The sequence below is a fragment of the Phreatobacter sp. genome, assembly GCF_030691135.1.
Classification (GTDB): Bacteria; Pseudomonadota; Alphaproteobacteria; order Rhizobiales; family Phreatobacteraceae; genus Phreatobacter.
In genome coordinates, this window is sequence record NZ_JAUYFA010000087.1 from 48,573 (window position 1) to 63,353 (window position 14,781).

Consider the following 14,781-nt stretch of genomic DNA (forward strand, 5'->3'; position numbering starts at 1 on the left):
TCCGCCGATGGTCGCAATCTCAAGCTTACGCCAGAATTCCGTATCTGGTTCCGCATGGGCGTCGACAGATCACGCGATTGTGACAGCGTTTTCGCCCCCTTAACGGCTCTCCGTGAACCCGCTATAGCTCCGGTCACCGGAGTCCCTGATGAGCAAACCCGCCGAAAAGCCCCCGTCCAAGGCCGTCTACGTCAAATCCTACGGCTGCCAGATGAACGTCTACGACAGCCAGCGCATGGCCGACGTCATGGGCGCCGAGGGCTATCGCGAGGTGGCGACGCCGGAGGAGGCCGATCTCATCCTCCTCAACACCTGCCACATTCGCGAGCGGGCCGCCGAGAAGGTCTATTCCGAACTCGGCCGCATCCGCATCATCAAGGACGAGGCGCGGGCGAACGGCCGCAAGGTCATGGTCGGCGTCACCGGTTGTGTCGCCCAGGCGGAAGGCGAGGAGATCGTCAGGCGGACGAAGACCGTCGATCTCGTCGTCGGCCCGCAGAGCTATCACCGTCTGCCCGGCCTCGTGGCCCGCGCCGGCGTCGCGCCCGGCGTCGTCGACACCGAATTTCCCGTCGAGGACAAGTTCAAGGTGCTGCCGGCGGCGAGCGAAGCCAGGACGCGCGCCCGCGGCCTCAGCGCCTTCGTCACGGTGCAGGAGGGCTGCGACAAGTTCTGCACCTTCTGCGTCGTCCCCTATACCCGCGGCGCCGAGGTCTCGCGCCCGATCGCGCAGATCCTCGCCGAGGTCGAGAAACTGGCGGCGGCCGGCGTGCGCGAGGTGACGCTGCTCGGCCAGAACGTCAACGCCTATCACGGCATGGCGCCGGACGGGTCCGAATGGACGCTGGCCCGGTTACTCCACCGGCTCGCGGAGGTGCCCGGCATCGCCCGGCTGCGCCACACCACCAGCCATCCGCGCGAGATGAGCGACGATCTCGTCGCGGCGCACCGCGACCTGGCGAGCCTCATGCCTTCCCTGCACCTGCCGGTGCAGTCGGGCTCGACGGCCGTGCTGAAGCGAATGAACCGCAAGCACACCCGCGACGACTACCTGCGCCTCGTCGACCGCATCCGCCAGGCGCGGCCCGACATCGCGCTCACCTCGGACTTCATCGTCGGCTTTCCCGGCGAGAGCGATGCCGACTTCGCCGATACGATGGACCTGGTGCGCCAGGTCGGCTTCGCCGCCGCCTATTCCTTCACCTATTCCGCCCGGCCCGGCACCCCCGGCGCCGCAATGGACGGCCACGTTGCGGAAGCTTTGCAGACCGAGCGGCTTCATGCGCTGCAGGCGCTGGTGACGGCTCAGCAGCAGGCTTTCCAGGAGAGCCTCGTCGGCCGCACCGTCGACGTCCTCTTCGAGAAGGCCGGCCGCAAGCCGGGGCAGGTCGTCGGACGCTCGCCCTATCTCTCGCCGGTCCAGGTCATCGGACCGTCGTCTGTGATCGGCAGCATCGTCCCTGTCCGAATCACGGGAGCCAAGACAAACTCCCTCGATGGTGTTCTCGCTGCGGACGACCATATGATGGCAGTGCATGCGGCAGAGTGAGCGGTTTCAGCCCAGGACAAGAGGACGGCACGGTTGACAAATCCCAGCGGGGGCGGCTTCAGCCCGGACAGCGGACGCAACATTCCCTGGCTTGCGACGCATGACGACACGGCCGAGGCCGAGATCACCCTCTCCTTCGACGACAACCGTCTCGCGAGCCGCCTGTTCGGCCAGTACGACCAGAACCTCGCCTTCCTGGAAAAGCGGCTCGGCATCCGCGCCACGGCCCGCGGCAACCTGGTCAACCTCGTCGGTCTGGCCGACCCCTGCGAGCAGGGCAAGGTCGTCCTGGAAAATCTCTATGCGCGGCTGAAGAGCGGCCAGGACGTCACGCTCGGCGACGTCGACGGCGCCATCCGCATGACCACATCGCAGGGCTCCCTGTTCGAGGCTGACGGGGCGCCGCGCCTCGGCCACGAGGAGATCGTCACGCGCAAGCGGACCGTGCGGGCGCGCACCCCGGCCCAGGACACCTATATCCGCGCGCTGAAGCGCCACGAACTCGCCTTCGGCATCGGGCCTGCCGGCACCGGCAAGACCTGGCTCGCCGTGGCGCAGGCCGTGGCACTGCTCGACAAGGGCATGGTCGACCGGCTGATCCTGACGCGCCCCGCCGTCGAGGCCGGCGAGCGCCTCGGCTTCCTGCCCGGCGACCTCAAGGAGAAGGTCGATCCCTATCTGCGGCCGATCTACGATGCGCTCTACGACCTTATGGACGCCCCCCGGGTCGAGCGCGCCATGCAGTCGGGCATGATCGAGATCGCCCCGCTCGCCTTCATGCGCGGCCGCACCCTCACCAACGCGGGGGTGATCCTCGACGAGGCGCAGAACACGACGTCCATGCAGATGAAGATGTTCCTCACCCGCCTCGGTGAGAACTCGCGCATGATCATCACCGGCGACCCGACCCAGGTCGACCTGCCGCCGGGCATGAAGTCGGGCCTTTCGGAGGCCCTCGACCTGCTCGAGAACGTCGATGGCATCGCCCAGTGCTATTTCACCGAGGACGACGTGGTGCGCCACGAACTCGTGGGCCGCATCGTCAGGGCCTACGAGGCGGCGACGCGGGCGGGCGAGCATGCGGCGCCGCACCAGACGCGACGCATGCGCCAGACATGAGCCGGGCCGGCGGCGACGCGGCCGCGATCCAGACGGACATCGCGATTCTCTCCGACCTGTGGGATGGCCTTCCCGCGGCTGAGGATATCGTCCGCAGGGCCGTGTCCGCCGTGTCGGACCGGCGGGACGTGAAGATTCCCCCAGATGCGGAACTGTCGTTGGCGCTCGCCGACGACGCCATGGTCCAGCGGCTGAACCGCGAGTATCGCTCCAAGGACAAGCCCACGAACGTGCTGTCTTTTCCGGCGCCGCGGGGGCCTCTCCTCGGCGACGTGATCGTCGCCTACCAGACCCTCGTCAGGGAGGCCGGCGAGGAGGCCCTGACCCCGTCCGATCACCTGACCCACTTGACGATCCATGGCCTCCTGCATCTTCTAGGCTATGATCACGAGTCTGAGGCGGACGCCGTGGCGATGGAGGCGATGGAAACCTCCATTCTCGCGGATCTCGGAATCAGCGATCCCCACGCGACCGGGCGTATGATGCCCGACGGAACCCATGCCCGACCCTAGCGACAGTCGATACCGAACCACCGCGGCCGAGGCCGCTTCCACGTCGACCCCTGCGAACGGACAGCCTGCGGACGGTCCAAGACCCGCGCCCGAGCGCGCCGCCGACAAGCACGACCGCTGGATCGACAGGCTGATGTCGCGGCTGCGCCTGAGGACACAGACCTCGGCGCGCCAGAATCTCGAAGACGTTCTCGAGGAAAATGCGCCTGCCGCCGCCGGCTTCTCGCCGGAAGAGCGTTCGATGCTGCGCAACATCCTCGATCTGCGCGAGAGCCGGGTCAACGATCTCGCCCAGCCGCGCGCCGACATCATGGCGGTCCAGAAGGACGTCTCGCTGGCCGACCTGATGCAGGCCTTCGAGGATGCCGGCCATACCCGTCTCGTGGTCTTCGACGACACGCTCGACGATCCCGTCGGCATGGTCCACATCAAGGATCTCGTGAAACATCTCTTCGCCGAGGCGAAGAAGGCGACGCGCAAGCGCCGCACGCGAGCGGGCGAGGCCGAGCCCGGCGCGCCAGCGGAAAAGCCGGCCGCCGCAAAAATGGCCGCTGGCCTCGACCTCGGCGCCGTCGACCTCAAGGTGTCGCTGTCCGGGACGCGGCTGATCAGGCCCATCCTCTTCGTCCCGCCGTCCATGCCCGCCATCGACCTGCTGGCCCGCATGCAGGCGACCCGCATCCAGCTGGCGCTCGTCGTCGACGAATATGGCGGCACCGACGGCCTCATCGCCATGGAGGACATCGTCGAGAGCATCGTCGGCGACATCGAGGACGAGCACGACGTCGACGACGGCAAGACCATCGCGCAGCTCGCCGACGGCGCCTATATCGCCGACGCCCGGGCGACCCTCGACGAGGTCCGCGAGGTTCTCGGCCCCGATTTCGATCCCGGCGAGGACATGACCGAGGACGTCGACACCATCGGCGGCTACCTGACGGTGGTCGCCGGCCATGTGCCGGTGCGCGGCGAACTCGTCGCCGGCCCCGGCGAACTCGAGTTCGAGATCGTCGATGCCGACCCCCGCCGCGTGAAGCGCGTCAAGATCACCCGCGGCCGCGGCCTGATCAGCCGGCCTCCGGCGCGCGGTCGGCGCAAGGACGAGGAGGAGCAGTCCGCGGTGGCGGCCGTGGCCTCCACTCCGTCCGCCAAACCTGTGTCTGCGACGGGACCCGCCGCAGCTGCACAGATGTTGCCGCCACCCGCTGTCCAGACCGAAGCGGGGACGTCGCCGCCGCCTGCCGGCCCGGTCGACAAGACCTGACCGGCCCCCCGCTTGACCCCGTTGCCACGCTGTCGGACACGGGGTCCATGAGCCAGACGCTGCCCGATTCGTCCGGATGCCAAGCGGGCGCCGCACCGTGACGGTCGGCGGTCTGGCGCGCTCGGTCATCCTCGCCTGGGGGTGGAAGCGGACGGGACTGGCCTTCGGCGCCGGCGCCCTCGCGGCCTTCGCCATGCCGCCCTTCGGCGTCTTCCCGGTGCTCGCGGTGAGCTTCCCCGTTCTCGTATGGCTGCTCGACGGCGCTTCGGCCGCGGGCGGCGGATGGCGCACGCTTCTCGCCGCCGCCCGCACGGGCTGGTGGTTCGGCTTCGGCTACCACCTCGCCGGGCTCTGGTGGGTGGGCGCGGCCTTCCTCGTCGAGGCCGACCGCTTCGCCTGGCTCCTGCCGGCGGCCGTCACGCTGCTGCCGGCCGGCCTGGCGCTGTTCACGGCCCTCGGAGCGATGGTGGCGCGCCTCCTGTGGCGACCGGGCGCCAGGCGCATCCTGGCGCTCGCCCTCGGCCTGACGCTCGCCGAGTTTCTCCGTGGCACGGTCCTGACCGGCTTTCCCTGGAACCTCTACGGCTATGCGCTGACCCAATATGTCTGGCTCGCCCAGGGTGCGGCCGTCGTCGGGGTCTATGGTCTGACGCTGATCACGGTCCTCGTCTTCGCCGCGCCCACCGTGCTGGGGGACGAGGAAACGACGCCCACGGTGCGTTTCGCCGTGCCGACCGGGGCCGTCCTGTCGCTTATGTGCCTTGCGCTGTTCGGCGGCTGGCGCGTCTCGGCAACCGACATCGCCTTCGTGCCCGGCGTGAAGCTCAGGATCGTCCAGCCGGCCATCCCCCAGGACCAGCGCTTCCGTCCGGAGGCCCGCGACGAGATCCTCGCCGGCTATGCCGAACTCTCCGACAGGGCGACCTCGCCGGAGCGCTCCGGCCTGCGCGACGTCACCCACCTGATCTGGCCCGAATCGGCCTTCCCCTTCTTCCTGATCTGGGATCGCGAGGCCCTGTCGAAGATCGCCGACCTGATCCCGCCTGGCGTGACGCTGATCACCGGCGCGGCCCGTCCGGATGAGCCCCTGCCGGGCCGACGCGAACCGCGGGTCTTCAATTCGGCCTATGTGATCGACGACCAGGGGGTCATCAACCAGACCTACGACAAGGTTCATCTGGTCCCCTTCGGCGAATACCTGCCATTTCAGGAACGCATGGAGGCGCTGGGCCTCGAGGCTATCACACGCCAGCGCGGCGGGTTTTCGGCCGGTGACCGCCGGCGCACGCTCATTGTGCCCGGCATCCCGCCGGTCGGCATCCTCATCTGCTACGAGGTGATCTTCCCGGGGGCGGCCACCGCCGCCGACCTCAGGCCGCAATGGCTTCTCAACCTCACCAACGACGCCTGGTTCGGTTTCACGCCGGGCCCCTTCCAGCACATGCACCAGACGGCCGTCCGCGCCATCGAAGAAGGTTTGCCGGTTGTTCGGGCGGCAAACAGTGGTATTTCGGCACTGGTCGATCCGCTGGGCCGGACGCTTCGTGCGCTCCCGCTCGGTACCCGTGACGTTCTCGACGCCGAGCTGCCGAAAGCCCTGCCTCCGACCGTTTTCGCGCAGGCCGGACATGTGCCCCTGGCCGTCGCTGCTCTCGGAATGTTTCTGATCCTGCTGCGGCGCAGCCGGCGGAACGGTGTCCGTCCGAGTTGACGCTGAGGCCGATCGTCAATTTACTTGTAACGATCTGCACAATTAGCCATAAGCGAATCTATGAAGCCACATCGGCACCCCGGTCGGTATTTGGTGACGCGTGATGCGGATGTTATGGTTGCACTGCGGCGTGTGACCATTCAGTTGGCGTCGCGAAGCCGGGGGGCTTCTCGGGTGGGTTTACTGAAGGCGTGCGGAGGCACGGAGAGTATTTGATGGTAGTGAAGAAGTCCCCAAACCCGATCGACAAGCACGTCGGAAGCCGTGTGCGTATGCGTCGCATGATGCTGGGAATGAGCCAGGAAAAACTCGGTGAGCGCCTGGGCCTGACCTTCCAGCAGGTGCAGAAATACGAGAAGGGCACCAACCGGATTGGCGCCAGCCGGCTCCAGCAGATCGGTGCCATCCTCTCGGTCCCCGTCGCCTTCTTCTTCGAGGGGGCACCGTCGGGTGAGCCGGCCCCGGAAGGCGGCTTCTCGGATGTCGCCGCAGCGTCCTATGTCTCGGACTTCCTGTCGACGAGCGAAGGCCTGGCGCTGAACCGGGCGTTCATCCGGATCAAGAACCCCAAGGTCCGCCGCAAGATCGTCGATCTTGTCAGCGCCGTCGCCGGCGACGAGGAAGAATCCGTCTGAGGTCGGATTCTTCCGGGGAAAAAGGTCACGTTCGTTCTTTTTTGCGAACGAACCGGCCTTTTTGCCATATTCGGACTTGACCGCCGAACAAGCTGTTGCCAGAACCACGCCCGGCTTGGGCGCCGGACGACGCGTGCGTCCCCGGCAGCCGCGTGGTTCTTCTCGACGCGCGGATGTTCAAATCCGGTTCATGGTGCCACCGATATCGACGGCGCCTCGCCCCGCGACAACCGCGGGCCCTTGCTTCTGGAGGACGTTTCGTGTCCCGCAGTTCCTACCTCTTCACCTCGGAATCCGTGTCCGAAGGCCATCCTGACAAGGTCTGCGACCGGATCTCCGACGAGATCGTCGATCTGGTCTTCAAGGAAGCGGCGAAGGCCGGCGTGCCCGCCTCCTCCGTCCGTATCGCCTGTGAGACGCTCGCCACGACCAACCGCGTCGTCATCGCCGGCGAGGTCCGCGTTCCGGATTCGCTGCTGAAGAAGGGCAAGGACGGCAAGGTTCTGAAGGACGCGCACGGCAACCCCGTCGTCAATCCGTCCAAGTTCAAGTCGGCGGCTCGCAAGGCGATCAAGGCGATCGGCTACGAGCAGGACGGCTTCCACTGGAAGAAGGCGAAGATCGACGTCCTCCTGCATCCGCAGTCGGCCGACATCGCCCAGGGCGTTGACGAGACCGGCAACAAGGACGTGGGTGCCGGCGACCAGGGCATCATGTTCGGCTACGCCTGCCGCGAGACCCCGGACCTTATGCCGGCCCCGATCTACTACGCCCACAAGATCCTCGAGAACCTGACCAAGTACCGCAAGGCCGGCGAGCGCAATTGCGGCAAGCTCGGCCCGGACGCCAAGAGCCAGGTCACCATCCGCTACGAGAACGGCAAGCCGGCCGCCGTCACCCAGATCGTGCTGTCGACCCAGCATCTCGACGAGAAGCTGACGTCGAAGGATGTCCAGAAGATCGTCGAGCCGGTGATCCGCGAGACGCTCGACGGCATCGAGATCGCCAAGGACTGCAAGTGGTGGATCAACCCCACCGGCAAGTTCGTCATCGGCGGTCCCGACGGCGACGCCGGCCTCACCGGCCGCAAGATCATCGTCGACACCTACGGCGGCGCTGCCCCCCATGGCGGCGGTGCCTTCTCCGGCAAGGACCCGACCAAGGTCGACCGCTCGGCCGCCTATGCCGCGCGCTACCTCGCCAAGAACGTCGTCGCCGCCAAGCTGGCCGATCGCTGCACCATCCAGCTCGCCTATGCCATCGGCGTCGCCAAGCCGCTGTCGATCTACGTCGACCTGCACGGCACGGCGAAGGCCGGCGTCGACGAGGCCAAGATCGAGAAGGCCCTGGCAGAGGTCATGGACCTCTCGCCGCGCGGCATTCGCGAGCACCTCGGCCTGAACAAGGCCATCTATGCCCGCACCTCCGCCTACGGTCACTTCGGCCGCAAGGCCTCCCGCGACGGCGGCTTCTCCTGGGAGAAGACCGACCTCGTCGCCAAGCTGAAGGACGCCGTCGCCTGAGGCGACGCGCTCTGGACGGAATAGGGAAGGGGGCCTCGGGCCCCCTTTTCTGTTGTGATGGCCTGCGCCGGCCACCTTGCGTCATGCCCGGGCTTGTCCCGGGCATCCACGACTTGTAACCGGATGCGCCAGCAGAATTCGTGGATGCCCGGGACACCGCATTCGACCATGACCGACGACAAGCGCCTCGCGGGGCAGGGCTCCTTCTTCGGGCGGCGCAAGGGCAAGACCCTGCGCGCTCATCAGGCCGACCTGTTCGAGACCCTGCTGCCGCGCCTGCGCGTCGATCCGTCGAAGCCCTGCGATCTCGCCGGGCTCTTCCCCCGCCCGGTCGACGGCTATGTGCTGGAAATCGGCTTCGGCGGCGGCGAGCACCTGGTCCGCGAGGCGACGGCCTTTTCCAACCTCGGCTTCGTCGGCGTCGAACCCTTCGTCAACGGCATGGCCAAGATGCTCGCCGCCATCGAGGGGCAGGGAATCGACAATGTCCGCCTGCATACCGAGGATGCAGGGCTCCTGCTGCCCTGGTTCCCGGACGTCTCGCTGGACATCGTCTATCTGCTCTATCCCGATCCCTGGCCGAAGACGCGGCATCACAAGCGCCGCTTCGTCTCGGACCGTACCGTCGCCGAGTTCGCCCGCATGCTGAAGCCGGGCGGCGAGTTCCGCTTCGCCACCGACATCGATCATTACGCAGCCTGGACGCTGGAGCATGTCCTTAAGGCACCCGGCTTCACCTTCGCCGCCCGCTCGGCGAGCGACTGGAAGACGCCCTGGCCGAACTGGCAGTCGACCCGCTACGAGGCCAAGGCGCTGCGCGAGGGCCGCACGCCGTGCTATCTGACCTTCCGGCGCAACTGACCGCCCGGGAGACGACGTGACGGCGGCGCTGGCCCTTCTGTGCATTCTCCTCGCCGGCATGTCGCTGATGGCGGGCCCGGTCTGGCTGCCGCCGGCGGAAGTCCTCCGGGGGCTCGCGGGCGGCGAGAGCACCGCCGGCATCATCGTCACCGACATCCGCCTGCCGCGCACCCTCCTCGCCCTCGGCATCGGGGCGACGCTCGGCCTCGCCGGTGCCGCGTTGCAGGGGCTGGTGCGCAACCCGCTGGCCGAGCCGACGCTGTTCGGCGCGCCCTCGGCGGCCGCCTTCGCCTCCGCCGTCGTGCTGGCTTTCGGCGGTGCTTCGGCCCTCTCGCTGTGGCTGCCCGTGGCCGGCATGGCCGGCGCCTTCGTCTCCGTGGCGCTGCTCTTCCTTGTCGCCGGCCAGCGCGCCGGCATCACCGTCCTGCTGCTGGCGGGCCTCGCCCTCAACGCCTTCTTCGGCGCCGCCACGGCACTCGTCCTGAACCTTGCGCCCAATCCCTTCGCCGCGCTTGAAATCGCCTTCTGGCTGCTCGGCTCGCTCGAGGACCGCTCTTTCGTCCACCTGGCGCTCGCCGGTCCCTTCATGGCGCTCGGCGCGCTCCTGCTCGTCTCGCAGGCGAAGGCCTACCGCGCCCTGACGCTCGGCGAGGAGGTCGCGGCGAGCCTCGGGACTCATGTCGCCCGCAGCCGCCTCGTCGTCGCCGGCGGGCTGGCGCTGGGCGTCGGCGCCGCGGTCTCCGTCACCGGGGCGATCGGCTTCGTCGGGCTGGTGGCGCCGCATCTGGTACGCCGGGCGGCGGGAGCCGATCCCGCCCGCATCCTCTTGCCGTCGGCACTCGCCGGCGCGGCCCTTCTCACGGCGGCCGACACGCTGGTCCGCCTCGTTCCGGCGACGACCGAGATCAAGACCGGCGTCGTCACGGCGCTCGTCGGCGTGCCCTTCTTCCTCTGGCGCATCCTGCGCATCCGGCGGGCGGAGGAGGGGGCATGAGCGGCCTCGTCCTCGAGCGGGTCTCGGTTTCCCTTGGCGGGCGGCCGGTGTTGCAGGACGTGACGCTCGCCGTCGAACCGCGGGCGCTGCTCGCCGTCGTCGGCCCCAACGGCGCCGGCAAGACGAGCCTGCTGCGGGCGGTCGCCGGCCTGGCGCCCTTTACCGGCACCATGCGTCTCGGCGGCGAGACCCTCGGCGGGGGAACCTCGCCGGCGCGGGCGCGCCGCATCGCCTATCTGCCGCAGCGCTCCGAACTCGCCTGGGCCCTGAGCGTCCGCGACGCGGTCATGCTCGGCCGGCTCCCCCATGGCGATCCCTTCTCCGGCGCGACGCCGCAGGACGTCCGCGCCGTCGCCGCCGCCCTCGACCGGCTCGGTCTCGCCGGCTTTGCCGCGCGGCCCGTCACCGAACTCTCCGGCGGCGAGCGGGCCCGGGTCATGCTCGCCCGCGTGCTGGCGACGGAAGCGTCGCTCCTCCTCGCCGACGAGCCGACCGCCGCCCTCGATCCCGCCCACCAACTCGCCGTCCTCGGCCTGCTGCGGCAGGTGGCGGCGGAGGGCCGGATCGTCGTTGCCGTCCTGCACGATCTGGCGCTCGCCGCCCGCTTCGCCGATCAGGTCGCGGTGCTGCACGACGGCCGTCTGGCGGCGATCGGCCCGCCCGACGCGGCGCTGTCGGACGGGGTGCTCGGTGCGGTCTTCGGCCTCGCCTTCGCCCACGCGACCGTGGACGGTCGCCGCGTGCCGATCCCGCTCGGGCCCCGCTAGCGGAGCCGGCGAAGGCGCAGCACGCCGATGGCGATCAGGAGGCCCGCCGACACGGTGACGAGACCGGCGATCTGCAGCGCGGTGGGCCACTCGCCGGCGACCGGGATCCCCACGAGGATCGCCGAGGCGGGTACCAGCGCCGGAAAGATCGCCGCCCGCGCCGGGCCGATGAGGCGGACGGCGCTCGTATAGGCGATCACCGAGACGACGCCGGTCAGCACACCCTGGACGGGGATCTGGATGGCGAGCGTCGAGGCCGGCAGCGCCACGTAGTGATCCAGGCCCTGGGTGAGAAGAGCGACTGGTGCCATTACCGCCCCGGCCAGGATCGAGACAACGGCCGTTCCGGCGACGGGCGGCACCTGCCAGCGTCGCGACTGAAGCGTGAACACCGCCCAGAGCGCGCCCGCCGCGGCGAACATGGCGTCGCCGATCGGGGCGAGCGAGCCGCCTGCGAAGAGCCCCGGTCCGGCGATGACGACGATGCCGGCGATGATGACCGTCACCCCGACGATCCTTGCCGGCGTCGGCCGCTCGCCGAGGACCAGCGCCGCCAGCACCATGCTGAGCACGGTCACCACAGCAGGCTGGATGACCGCGCCGTGGGCGAGCGGCGCGTAGAGATAGCCGCCGACCCCGAACAGGATGAAGGGCGGCCCGGCGAGTGCGGTGAGCACCAGCGAACGCCAGAGGCCGATGGCCCGCACCTGCCGCCAGCCGAACCAGAGCCAGGGCAGCATGACGAGGCCCGCGGTCACATAGCGGAAGGCGGCGATGTCGACGGGCGACAGGCCCGCGCTCACCCCCTGGCGCGCAAGCGCCAGATAGAGCCCCCAGATGAGGGCGGCGGAGGCACCGAGCGCGAGGCCCCGCCACTCCGGCGTGACGCCGCCGACGGCGCTGCGGATGAAGCCGCTGCACGGCGGCTGCTGCATGAGGAGGGTCATCGGGGCGTCCGGTGTGAGGGTGGGAGAGGGGGTGGCTCAGGCGGCGGCCTTGGTCCGCGGCAGGGGCGGCGCGGCGGGGAAATCCACGGGCACCCTGGTCGTCCCGTGCAGGTAGTTGGTGACGGTCTTGTCACCGATGACGACGATGACATCGACCAGGTTTTCCCGCGTCCAGCCGGCGGCGAGGAAAGCGTCCACGATGGCCGGATCGGCATGGCCGCGGCGGAGTGCGATGTCGCCGACGAGCCGCGCCAGCGCGTCGAGCTTCGCGTCGAACGAGGCGCGGCCGGTGCGGATCTCCAGGATCTGCTTGGGGGTGAAGCCGACCATGCCGCCGATCACCGTGTGGGCGGCCAGGCAATAGGAGCAGTCGTTTACCTGGCTGACGACGAGGTTGACGACCTCCCGGGCCTTAGCACTGAGCGAGGAGCGGGCGTTCTGGAAGGCGAGGTAGCTGGCGAGCGCGTTCTCGGAGTGGGCGAGCGTCGCGTAGAGGTTCGGCACCATGCCGAGCTTGCCTTCGAGCTGGTGGAAGATCGCCTGGTTCGGCGCGCTGACGTCGTTGCGGGAGGGAACGGGGAACATCGTCATGGCAGGTCTCCTGTGAGGGTGTCGTGACGGAGGTCCGTCCTACGGGCAGAAGACTGAGGTATTTGTTGCCCCTCGATAACGGGGCTTGATTGCAGAACATTCATCCGCATGATGGATGAATGTCAGGCATCCTCGCGCTGTTTCGAACCTTTGCCCGCACCGCCGAGGCAGGGTCGTTCACCGCCGTCGCCCGCGAGATGAACAGTTCGCAGCCGACCGTGTCGCGCCAGATCGCCCAGCTCGAGGATCACCTCGGCTGCCTCCTGTTCCAGCGCACGACCCGCGCCCTGACGCTCACCGACGACGGCCGGCTGTTCTATGACCACGCGCTCAGGACACTGGAGGCGGCCGCGGAGGCGGAGAGTGCCGTCGGTCGTCGCCGCGGCAAGCCTTCCGGCCTGCTCAGGCTCGCCTGTGCCGGTGTCTTCGGCCGGCTGCACGTCATCCCGCAACTGCCGCGCTTCCGCACCCGTTATCCCGACATCGAGATCGCGCTGACCATGAACGACGGCTTTTCCGACCTCGTCGAGGAGGGCATCGACCTCGCCATCCGGGTCGGCGAGGGGCGTGACAGCGGCCTGATCGCCCGACGCCTCGGCACCTCGCGGCGCGTCGTCGCTGCCGCGCCCTCCTACATCGCGGCGCGCGGCCAGCCCGCCCATCCTCGCGACCTCGCCGGCCACGACTGCATCGTCTACGACCGGCTTCTCACCGGGGCGTCATGGGGCTTCGCCACACCCGAGGGGCCGCTGTCGGTGCCGGTCGCGGGTCCCGTGCACGTCAACAACACGGAGGCGGTGCGCGCCTGCGTGCTGGAAGGACTGGGGATCGGCTACGTGCCGAGCTGGCACTTCGTCGACGGCGAGATCGAGGACGGCCGGCTGGTGGCGCTGCTGCGGGATTTTGCGCTGCCCTCCCAGCCGATCAGCGGCGTTTATCCCTCGCGCCGCTACCTGCCCGGCAAGGTGAGGGTGGCGCTGGAGTTCTTCGCCTCCGAGTTCGAGGCCGATCCCCGCCTGCGCATCGGCGAACTCTGAGCGGTTCCGCAGGGCTGCGCTGCACCCCGGGGATTGCCTTCCCGCCAGCGCGGGCTAGCCTTCCCGCGTCGCTTCGTCACCCGGGACACCCGCCATGGCCGTCATCGACCGCATCGCCGCCTTCCACCCCGAGATGACGGCATGGCGCCGCGATTTCCATGCCCATCCCGAGATCGGCTTCGAGGAGGTCCGCACCTCCGGCATCGTCGCCGAGAAGCTGGAATCCTGGGGCATCGAGGTGCATCGCGGCTTCGGCAAGACCGGGATCATGGGCGTCATCCACGGCCGGCCGGGCAACCGCAAGATCGGCCTGCGCGCCGACATGGACGCGCTCCCCATGCCGGAGCTCAACGACCATCTGCCGTACAAGAGCACCTATGAGAACCGCATGCATGCCTGCGGCCATGACGGCCACACCACCATGCTGCTGGGCGCCGCGAAATATCTCGCTGAGACGCGCAACTTCTCCGGCAGCGTCCATCTGATCTTCCAGCCGGCGGAAGAGGGCCTCACCGGTGCCGCCGAGATGCTGCGCGACGGGCTGTTCGAGAAATTCCCCTGCGACCAGGTCTACGGCATCCACAATGCCTGGGACCTGCCGCTCGGCACCGCCGCTATCCGCCCCGGCACGGTGCTCGCTGCGGTCGACTATTTCACCATCACCGTGAAGGGCCGTTCCAGCCATGCCGCCCAGCCGCATCGCGGCCTCGATCCGCTGCCCTGCGCCGTGCAGATCTACGGCGCGCTGCAGAACCTCGTCAGCCGCCGCATGGATCCGCACGACACGGTGGTGCTCTCCATCGGCATGTTCCATGCGGGCACCTCGCAGATCGTCATCCCCGAGACGGTCACCATGGCCGGGACGATCCGCACGCTGAAACCCGCGACGCGGGTGGCGATGGACGAGCTCTTCCACCAGACCGTCAACGGCCTCTGCGCCGCCCACGGCGTCGAGCTCATCCTCGACTACAAGCGCTCCTATCCGCCGACCATCAACACGGTGGAGGAAGCCTCCGCCTTCGCGGCGGCGGCGCGCGACGTGGTGGGCGACGATCTCATCAAGACCGACCTGCCCTCGCTCACCGCCGGCGAGGACTTCGCCTATTACCTCGAGAAGGCGCCCGGCGCCTTCATGCTGCTGGGCCAGGTGACCGAGACGCACAAGGCGGTGCCGGTCCACAACGGCCACTACGACTTCAACGACGACCTGCTGCCGATCGGCGCCAGCTGCTTCGCCCGGCTGGTCGAGCAGCAACTGGCGGGGGTGTGAG

Annotated in this window: 14 protein-coding genes; 12 read left to right on the forward strand and 2 right to left on the reverse strand. The window is 68.8% G+C overall.

The window, feature by feature from the left end; translation table 11 throughout:
- Nucleotides 1-148 precede the first annotated feature (148 nt).
- The 10 genes from miaB (at nucleotide 149) to Q8O26_RS16605 (ending at nucleotide 10,935) form a co-directional block, all read left to right on the forward strand.
- Complete coding sequence (gene miaB, locus Q8O26_RS16560; RefSeq protein WP_305577560.1) at nucleotides 149-1,549, forward strand: tRNA (N6-isopentenyl adenosine(37)-C2)-methylthiotransferase MiaB; 1,401 nt, start codon at nucleotides 149-151, stop codon at nucleotides 1,547-1,549.
- A gap of 81 nt (nucleotides 1,550-1,630) precedes the next feature.
- Nucleotides 1,631-2,668 carry a PhoH family protein gene (locus Q8O26_RS16565; protein WP_305577610.1) on the forward strand — a complete coding sequence of 346 codons (1,038 nt, stop codon included), beginning with the start codon at nucleotides 1,631-1,633 and terminating at the stop codon, nucleotides 2,666-2,668.
- Nucleotides 2,665-3,180 carry an rRNA maturation RNase YbeY gene (ybeY, locus tag Q8O26_RS16570; RefSeq protein WP_305577562.1) on the forward strand — a complete coding sequence of 172 codons (516 nt, stop codon included), beginning with the start codon at nucleotides 2,665-2,667 and terminating at the stop codon, nucleotides 3,178-3,180. The genes Q8O26_RS16565 and ybeY overlap by 4 nt, the downstream gene beginning before the upstream one ends.
- Before the next feature lie 133 nt (nucleotides 3,181-3,313).
- Complete coding sequence (locus tag Q8O26_RS16575) at nucleotides 3,314-4,444, forward strand: hemolysin family protein (RefSeq protein WP_305577564.1); 1,131 nt, start codon at nucleotides 3,314-3,316, stop codon at nucleotides 4,442-4,444.
- A gap of 76 nt (nucleotides 4,445-4,520) precedes the next feature.
- Nucleotides 4,521-6,155 (forward strand): apolipoprotein N-acyltransferase, encoded by a 1,635-nt coding sequence (gene lnt / locus Q8O26_RS16580; RefSeq protein WP_305577566.1) that lies wholly within the window; start codon nucleotides 4,521-4,523, stop codon nucleotides 6,153-6,155.
- A gap of 215 nt (nucleotides 6,156-6,370) precedes the next feature.
- Entirely contained in the window at nucleotides 6,371-6,790 is a 420-nt protein-coding gene (locus tag Q8O26_RS16585; RefSeq protein WP_305577568.1) for a helix-turn-helix domain-containing protein, read from the forward strand.
- Nucleotides 6,791-6,963: 173 nt separating this feature from the next.
- Nucleotides 6,964-8,313: a methionine adenosyltransferase gene (metK, locus tag Q8O26_RS16590; protein WP_371134591.1), complete on the forward strand. Its 1,350-nt coding sequence runs from the start codon at nucleotides 6,964-6,966 to the stop codon at nucleotides 8,311-8,313.
- Between the two features lie 144 nt (nucleotides 8,314-8,457).
- Nucleotides 8,458-9,174 (forward strand): tRNA (guanosine(46)-N7)-methyltransferase TrmB, encoded by a 717-nt coding sequence (trmB, locus tag Q8O26_RS16595; protein ID WP_305577571.1) that lies wholly within the window; start codon nucleotides 8,458-8,460, stop codon nucleotides 9,172-9,174.
- A 16-nt stretch (nucleotides 9,175-9,190) separates the two neighbouring features.
- On the forward strand, nucleotides 9,191-10,168 hold the full coding sequence (locus Q8O26_RS16600; RefSeq protein ID WP_305577573.1) for an iron ABC transporter permease: 978 nt from the start codon (nucleotides 9,191-9,193) through the stop codon (nucleotides 10,166-10,168).
- Nucleotides 10,165-10,935, forward strand: coding sequence for an ABC transporter ATP-binding protein (locus Q8O26_RS16605; protein WP_305577575.1), 771 nt, complete (start codon nucleotides 10,165-10,167; stop codon nucleotides 10,933-10,935). Before Q8O26_RS16600 ends, Q8O26_RS16605 begins: the two co-directional genes overlap by 4 nt.
- Here Q8O26_RS16605 and Q8O26_RS16610 read toward each other — a convergent pair.
- Both Q8O26_RS16610 and Q8O26_RS16615 read right to left on the reverse strand, forming a co-directional pair.
- The gene (locus tag Q8O26_RS16610) at nucleotides 10,932-11,882 is read right to left on the reverse strand and encodes a DMT family transporter (RefSeq protein WP_305577576.1); all 951 of its coding nucleotides are present in this window, start codon (nucleotides 11,880-11,882) and stop codon (nucleotides 10,932-10,934) included. The genes Q8O26_RS16605 and Q8O26_RS16610 overlap by 4 nt on opposite strands.
- Before the next feature lie 36 nt (nucleotides 11,883-11,918).
- The gene (locus tag Q8O26_RS16615; RefSeq protein WP_305577578.1) at nucleotides 11,919-12,473 is read right to left on the reverse strand and encodes a carboxymuconolactone decarboxylase family protein; all 555 of its coding nucleotides are present in this window, start codon (nucleotides 12,471-12,473) and stop codon (nucleotides 11,919-11,921) included.
- Nucleotides 12,474-12,592: 119 nt separating this feature from the next.
- On the opposite strand from Q8O26_RS16615, the gene Q8O26_RS16620 reads away from it, so the two are divergent.
- Entirely contained in the window at nucleotides 12,593-13,510 is a 918-nt protein-coding gene (locus Q8O26_RS16620; protein WP_305577580.1) for a LysR family transcriptional regulator, read from the forward strand.
- Between the two features lie 94 nt (nucleotides 13,511-13,604).
- The gene (locus Q8O26_RS16625) at nucleotides 13,605-14,780 is read left to right on the forward strand and encodes a M20 aminoacylase family protein (RefSeq protein ID WP_305577582.1); all 1,176 of its coding nucleotides are present in this window, start codon (nucleotides 13,605-13,607) and stop codon (nucleotides 14,778-14,780) included.
- Nucleotide 14,781: the final 1 nt, after the last annotated feature.

Excerpts from the sequence above, each read along its gene's own strand:
- metK (WP_371134591.1), top strand. The coding sequence starts at position 6,964 with ATGTTCAAATCCGGTTCATGGTGCCACCGATATCGACGGCGCCTCGCC.
- Q8O26_RS16610 (WP_305577576.1), bottom strand. The coding sequence starts at position 11,882 with ATGACCCTCCTCATGCAGCAGCCGCCGTGCAGCGGCTTCATCCGCAGC.
- Q8O26_RS16605 (WP_305577575.1), top strand. The coding sequence starts at position 10,165 with ATGAGCGGCCTCGTCCTCGAGCGGGTCTCGGTTTCCCTTGGCGGGCGG.
- miaB (WP_305577560.1), top strand. The coding sequence starts at position 149 with ATGAGCAAACCCGCCGAAAAGCCCCCGTCCAAGGCCGTCTACGTCAAA.
- Q8O26_RS16585 (WP_305577568.1), top strand. The coding sequence starts at position 6,371 with ATGGTAGTGAAGAAGTCCCCAAACCCGATCGACAAGCACGTCGGAAGC.
- Q8O26_RS16620 (WP_305577580.1), top strand. The coding sequence starts at position 12,593 with ATGTCAGGCATCCTCGCGCTGTTTCGAACCTTTGCCCGCACCGCCGAG.
- lnt (WP_305577566.1), top strand. The coding sequence starts at position 4,521 with ATGCCAAGCGGGCGCCGCACCGTGACGGTCGGCGGTCTGGCGCGCTCG.
- ybeY (WP_305577562.1), top strand. The coding sequence starts at position 2,665 with ATGAGCCGGGCCGGCGGCGACGCGGCCGCGATCCAGACGGACATCGCG.
- Q8O26_RS16625 (WP_305577582.1), top strand. The coding sequence starts at position 13,605 with ATGGCCGTCATCGACCGCATCGCCGCCTTCCACCCCGAGATGACGGCA.
- Q8O26_RS16575 (WP_305577564.1), top strand. The coding sequence starts at position 3,314 with ATGTCGCGGCTGCGCCTGAGGACACAGACCTCGGCGCGCCAGAATCTC.
- Q8O26_RS16615 (WP_305577578.1), bottom strand. The coding sequence starts at position 12,473 with ATGACGATGTTCCCCGTTCCCTCCCGCAACGACGTCAGCGCGCCGAAC.
- trmB (WP_305577571.1), top strand. The coding sequence starts at position 8,458 with ATGCCCGGGACACCGCATTCGACCATGACCGACGACAAGCGCCTCGCG.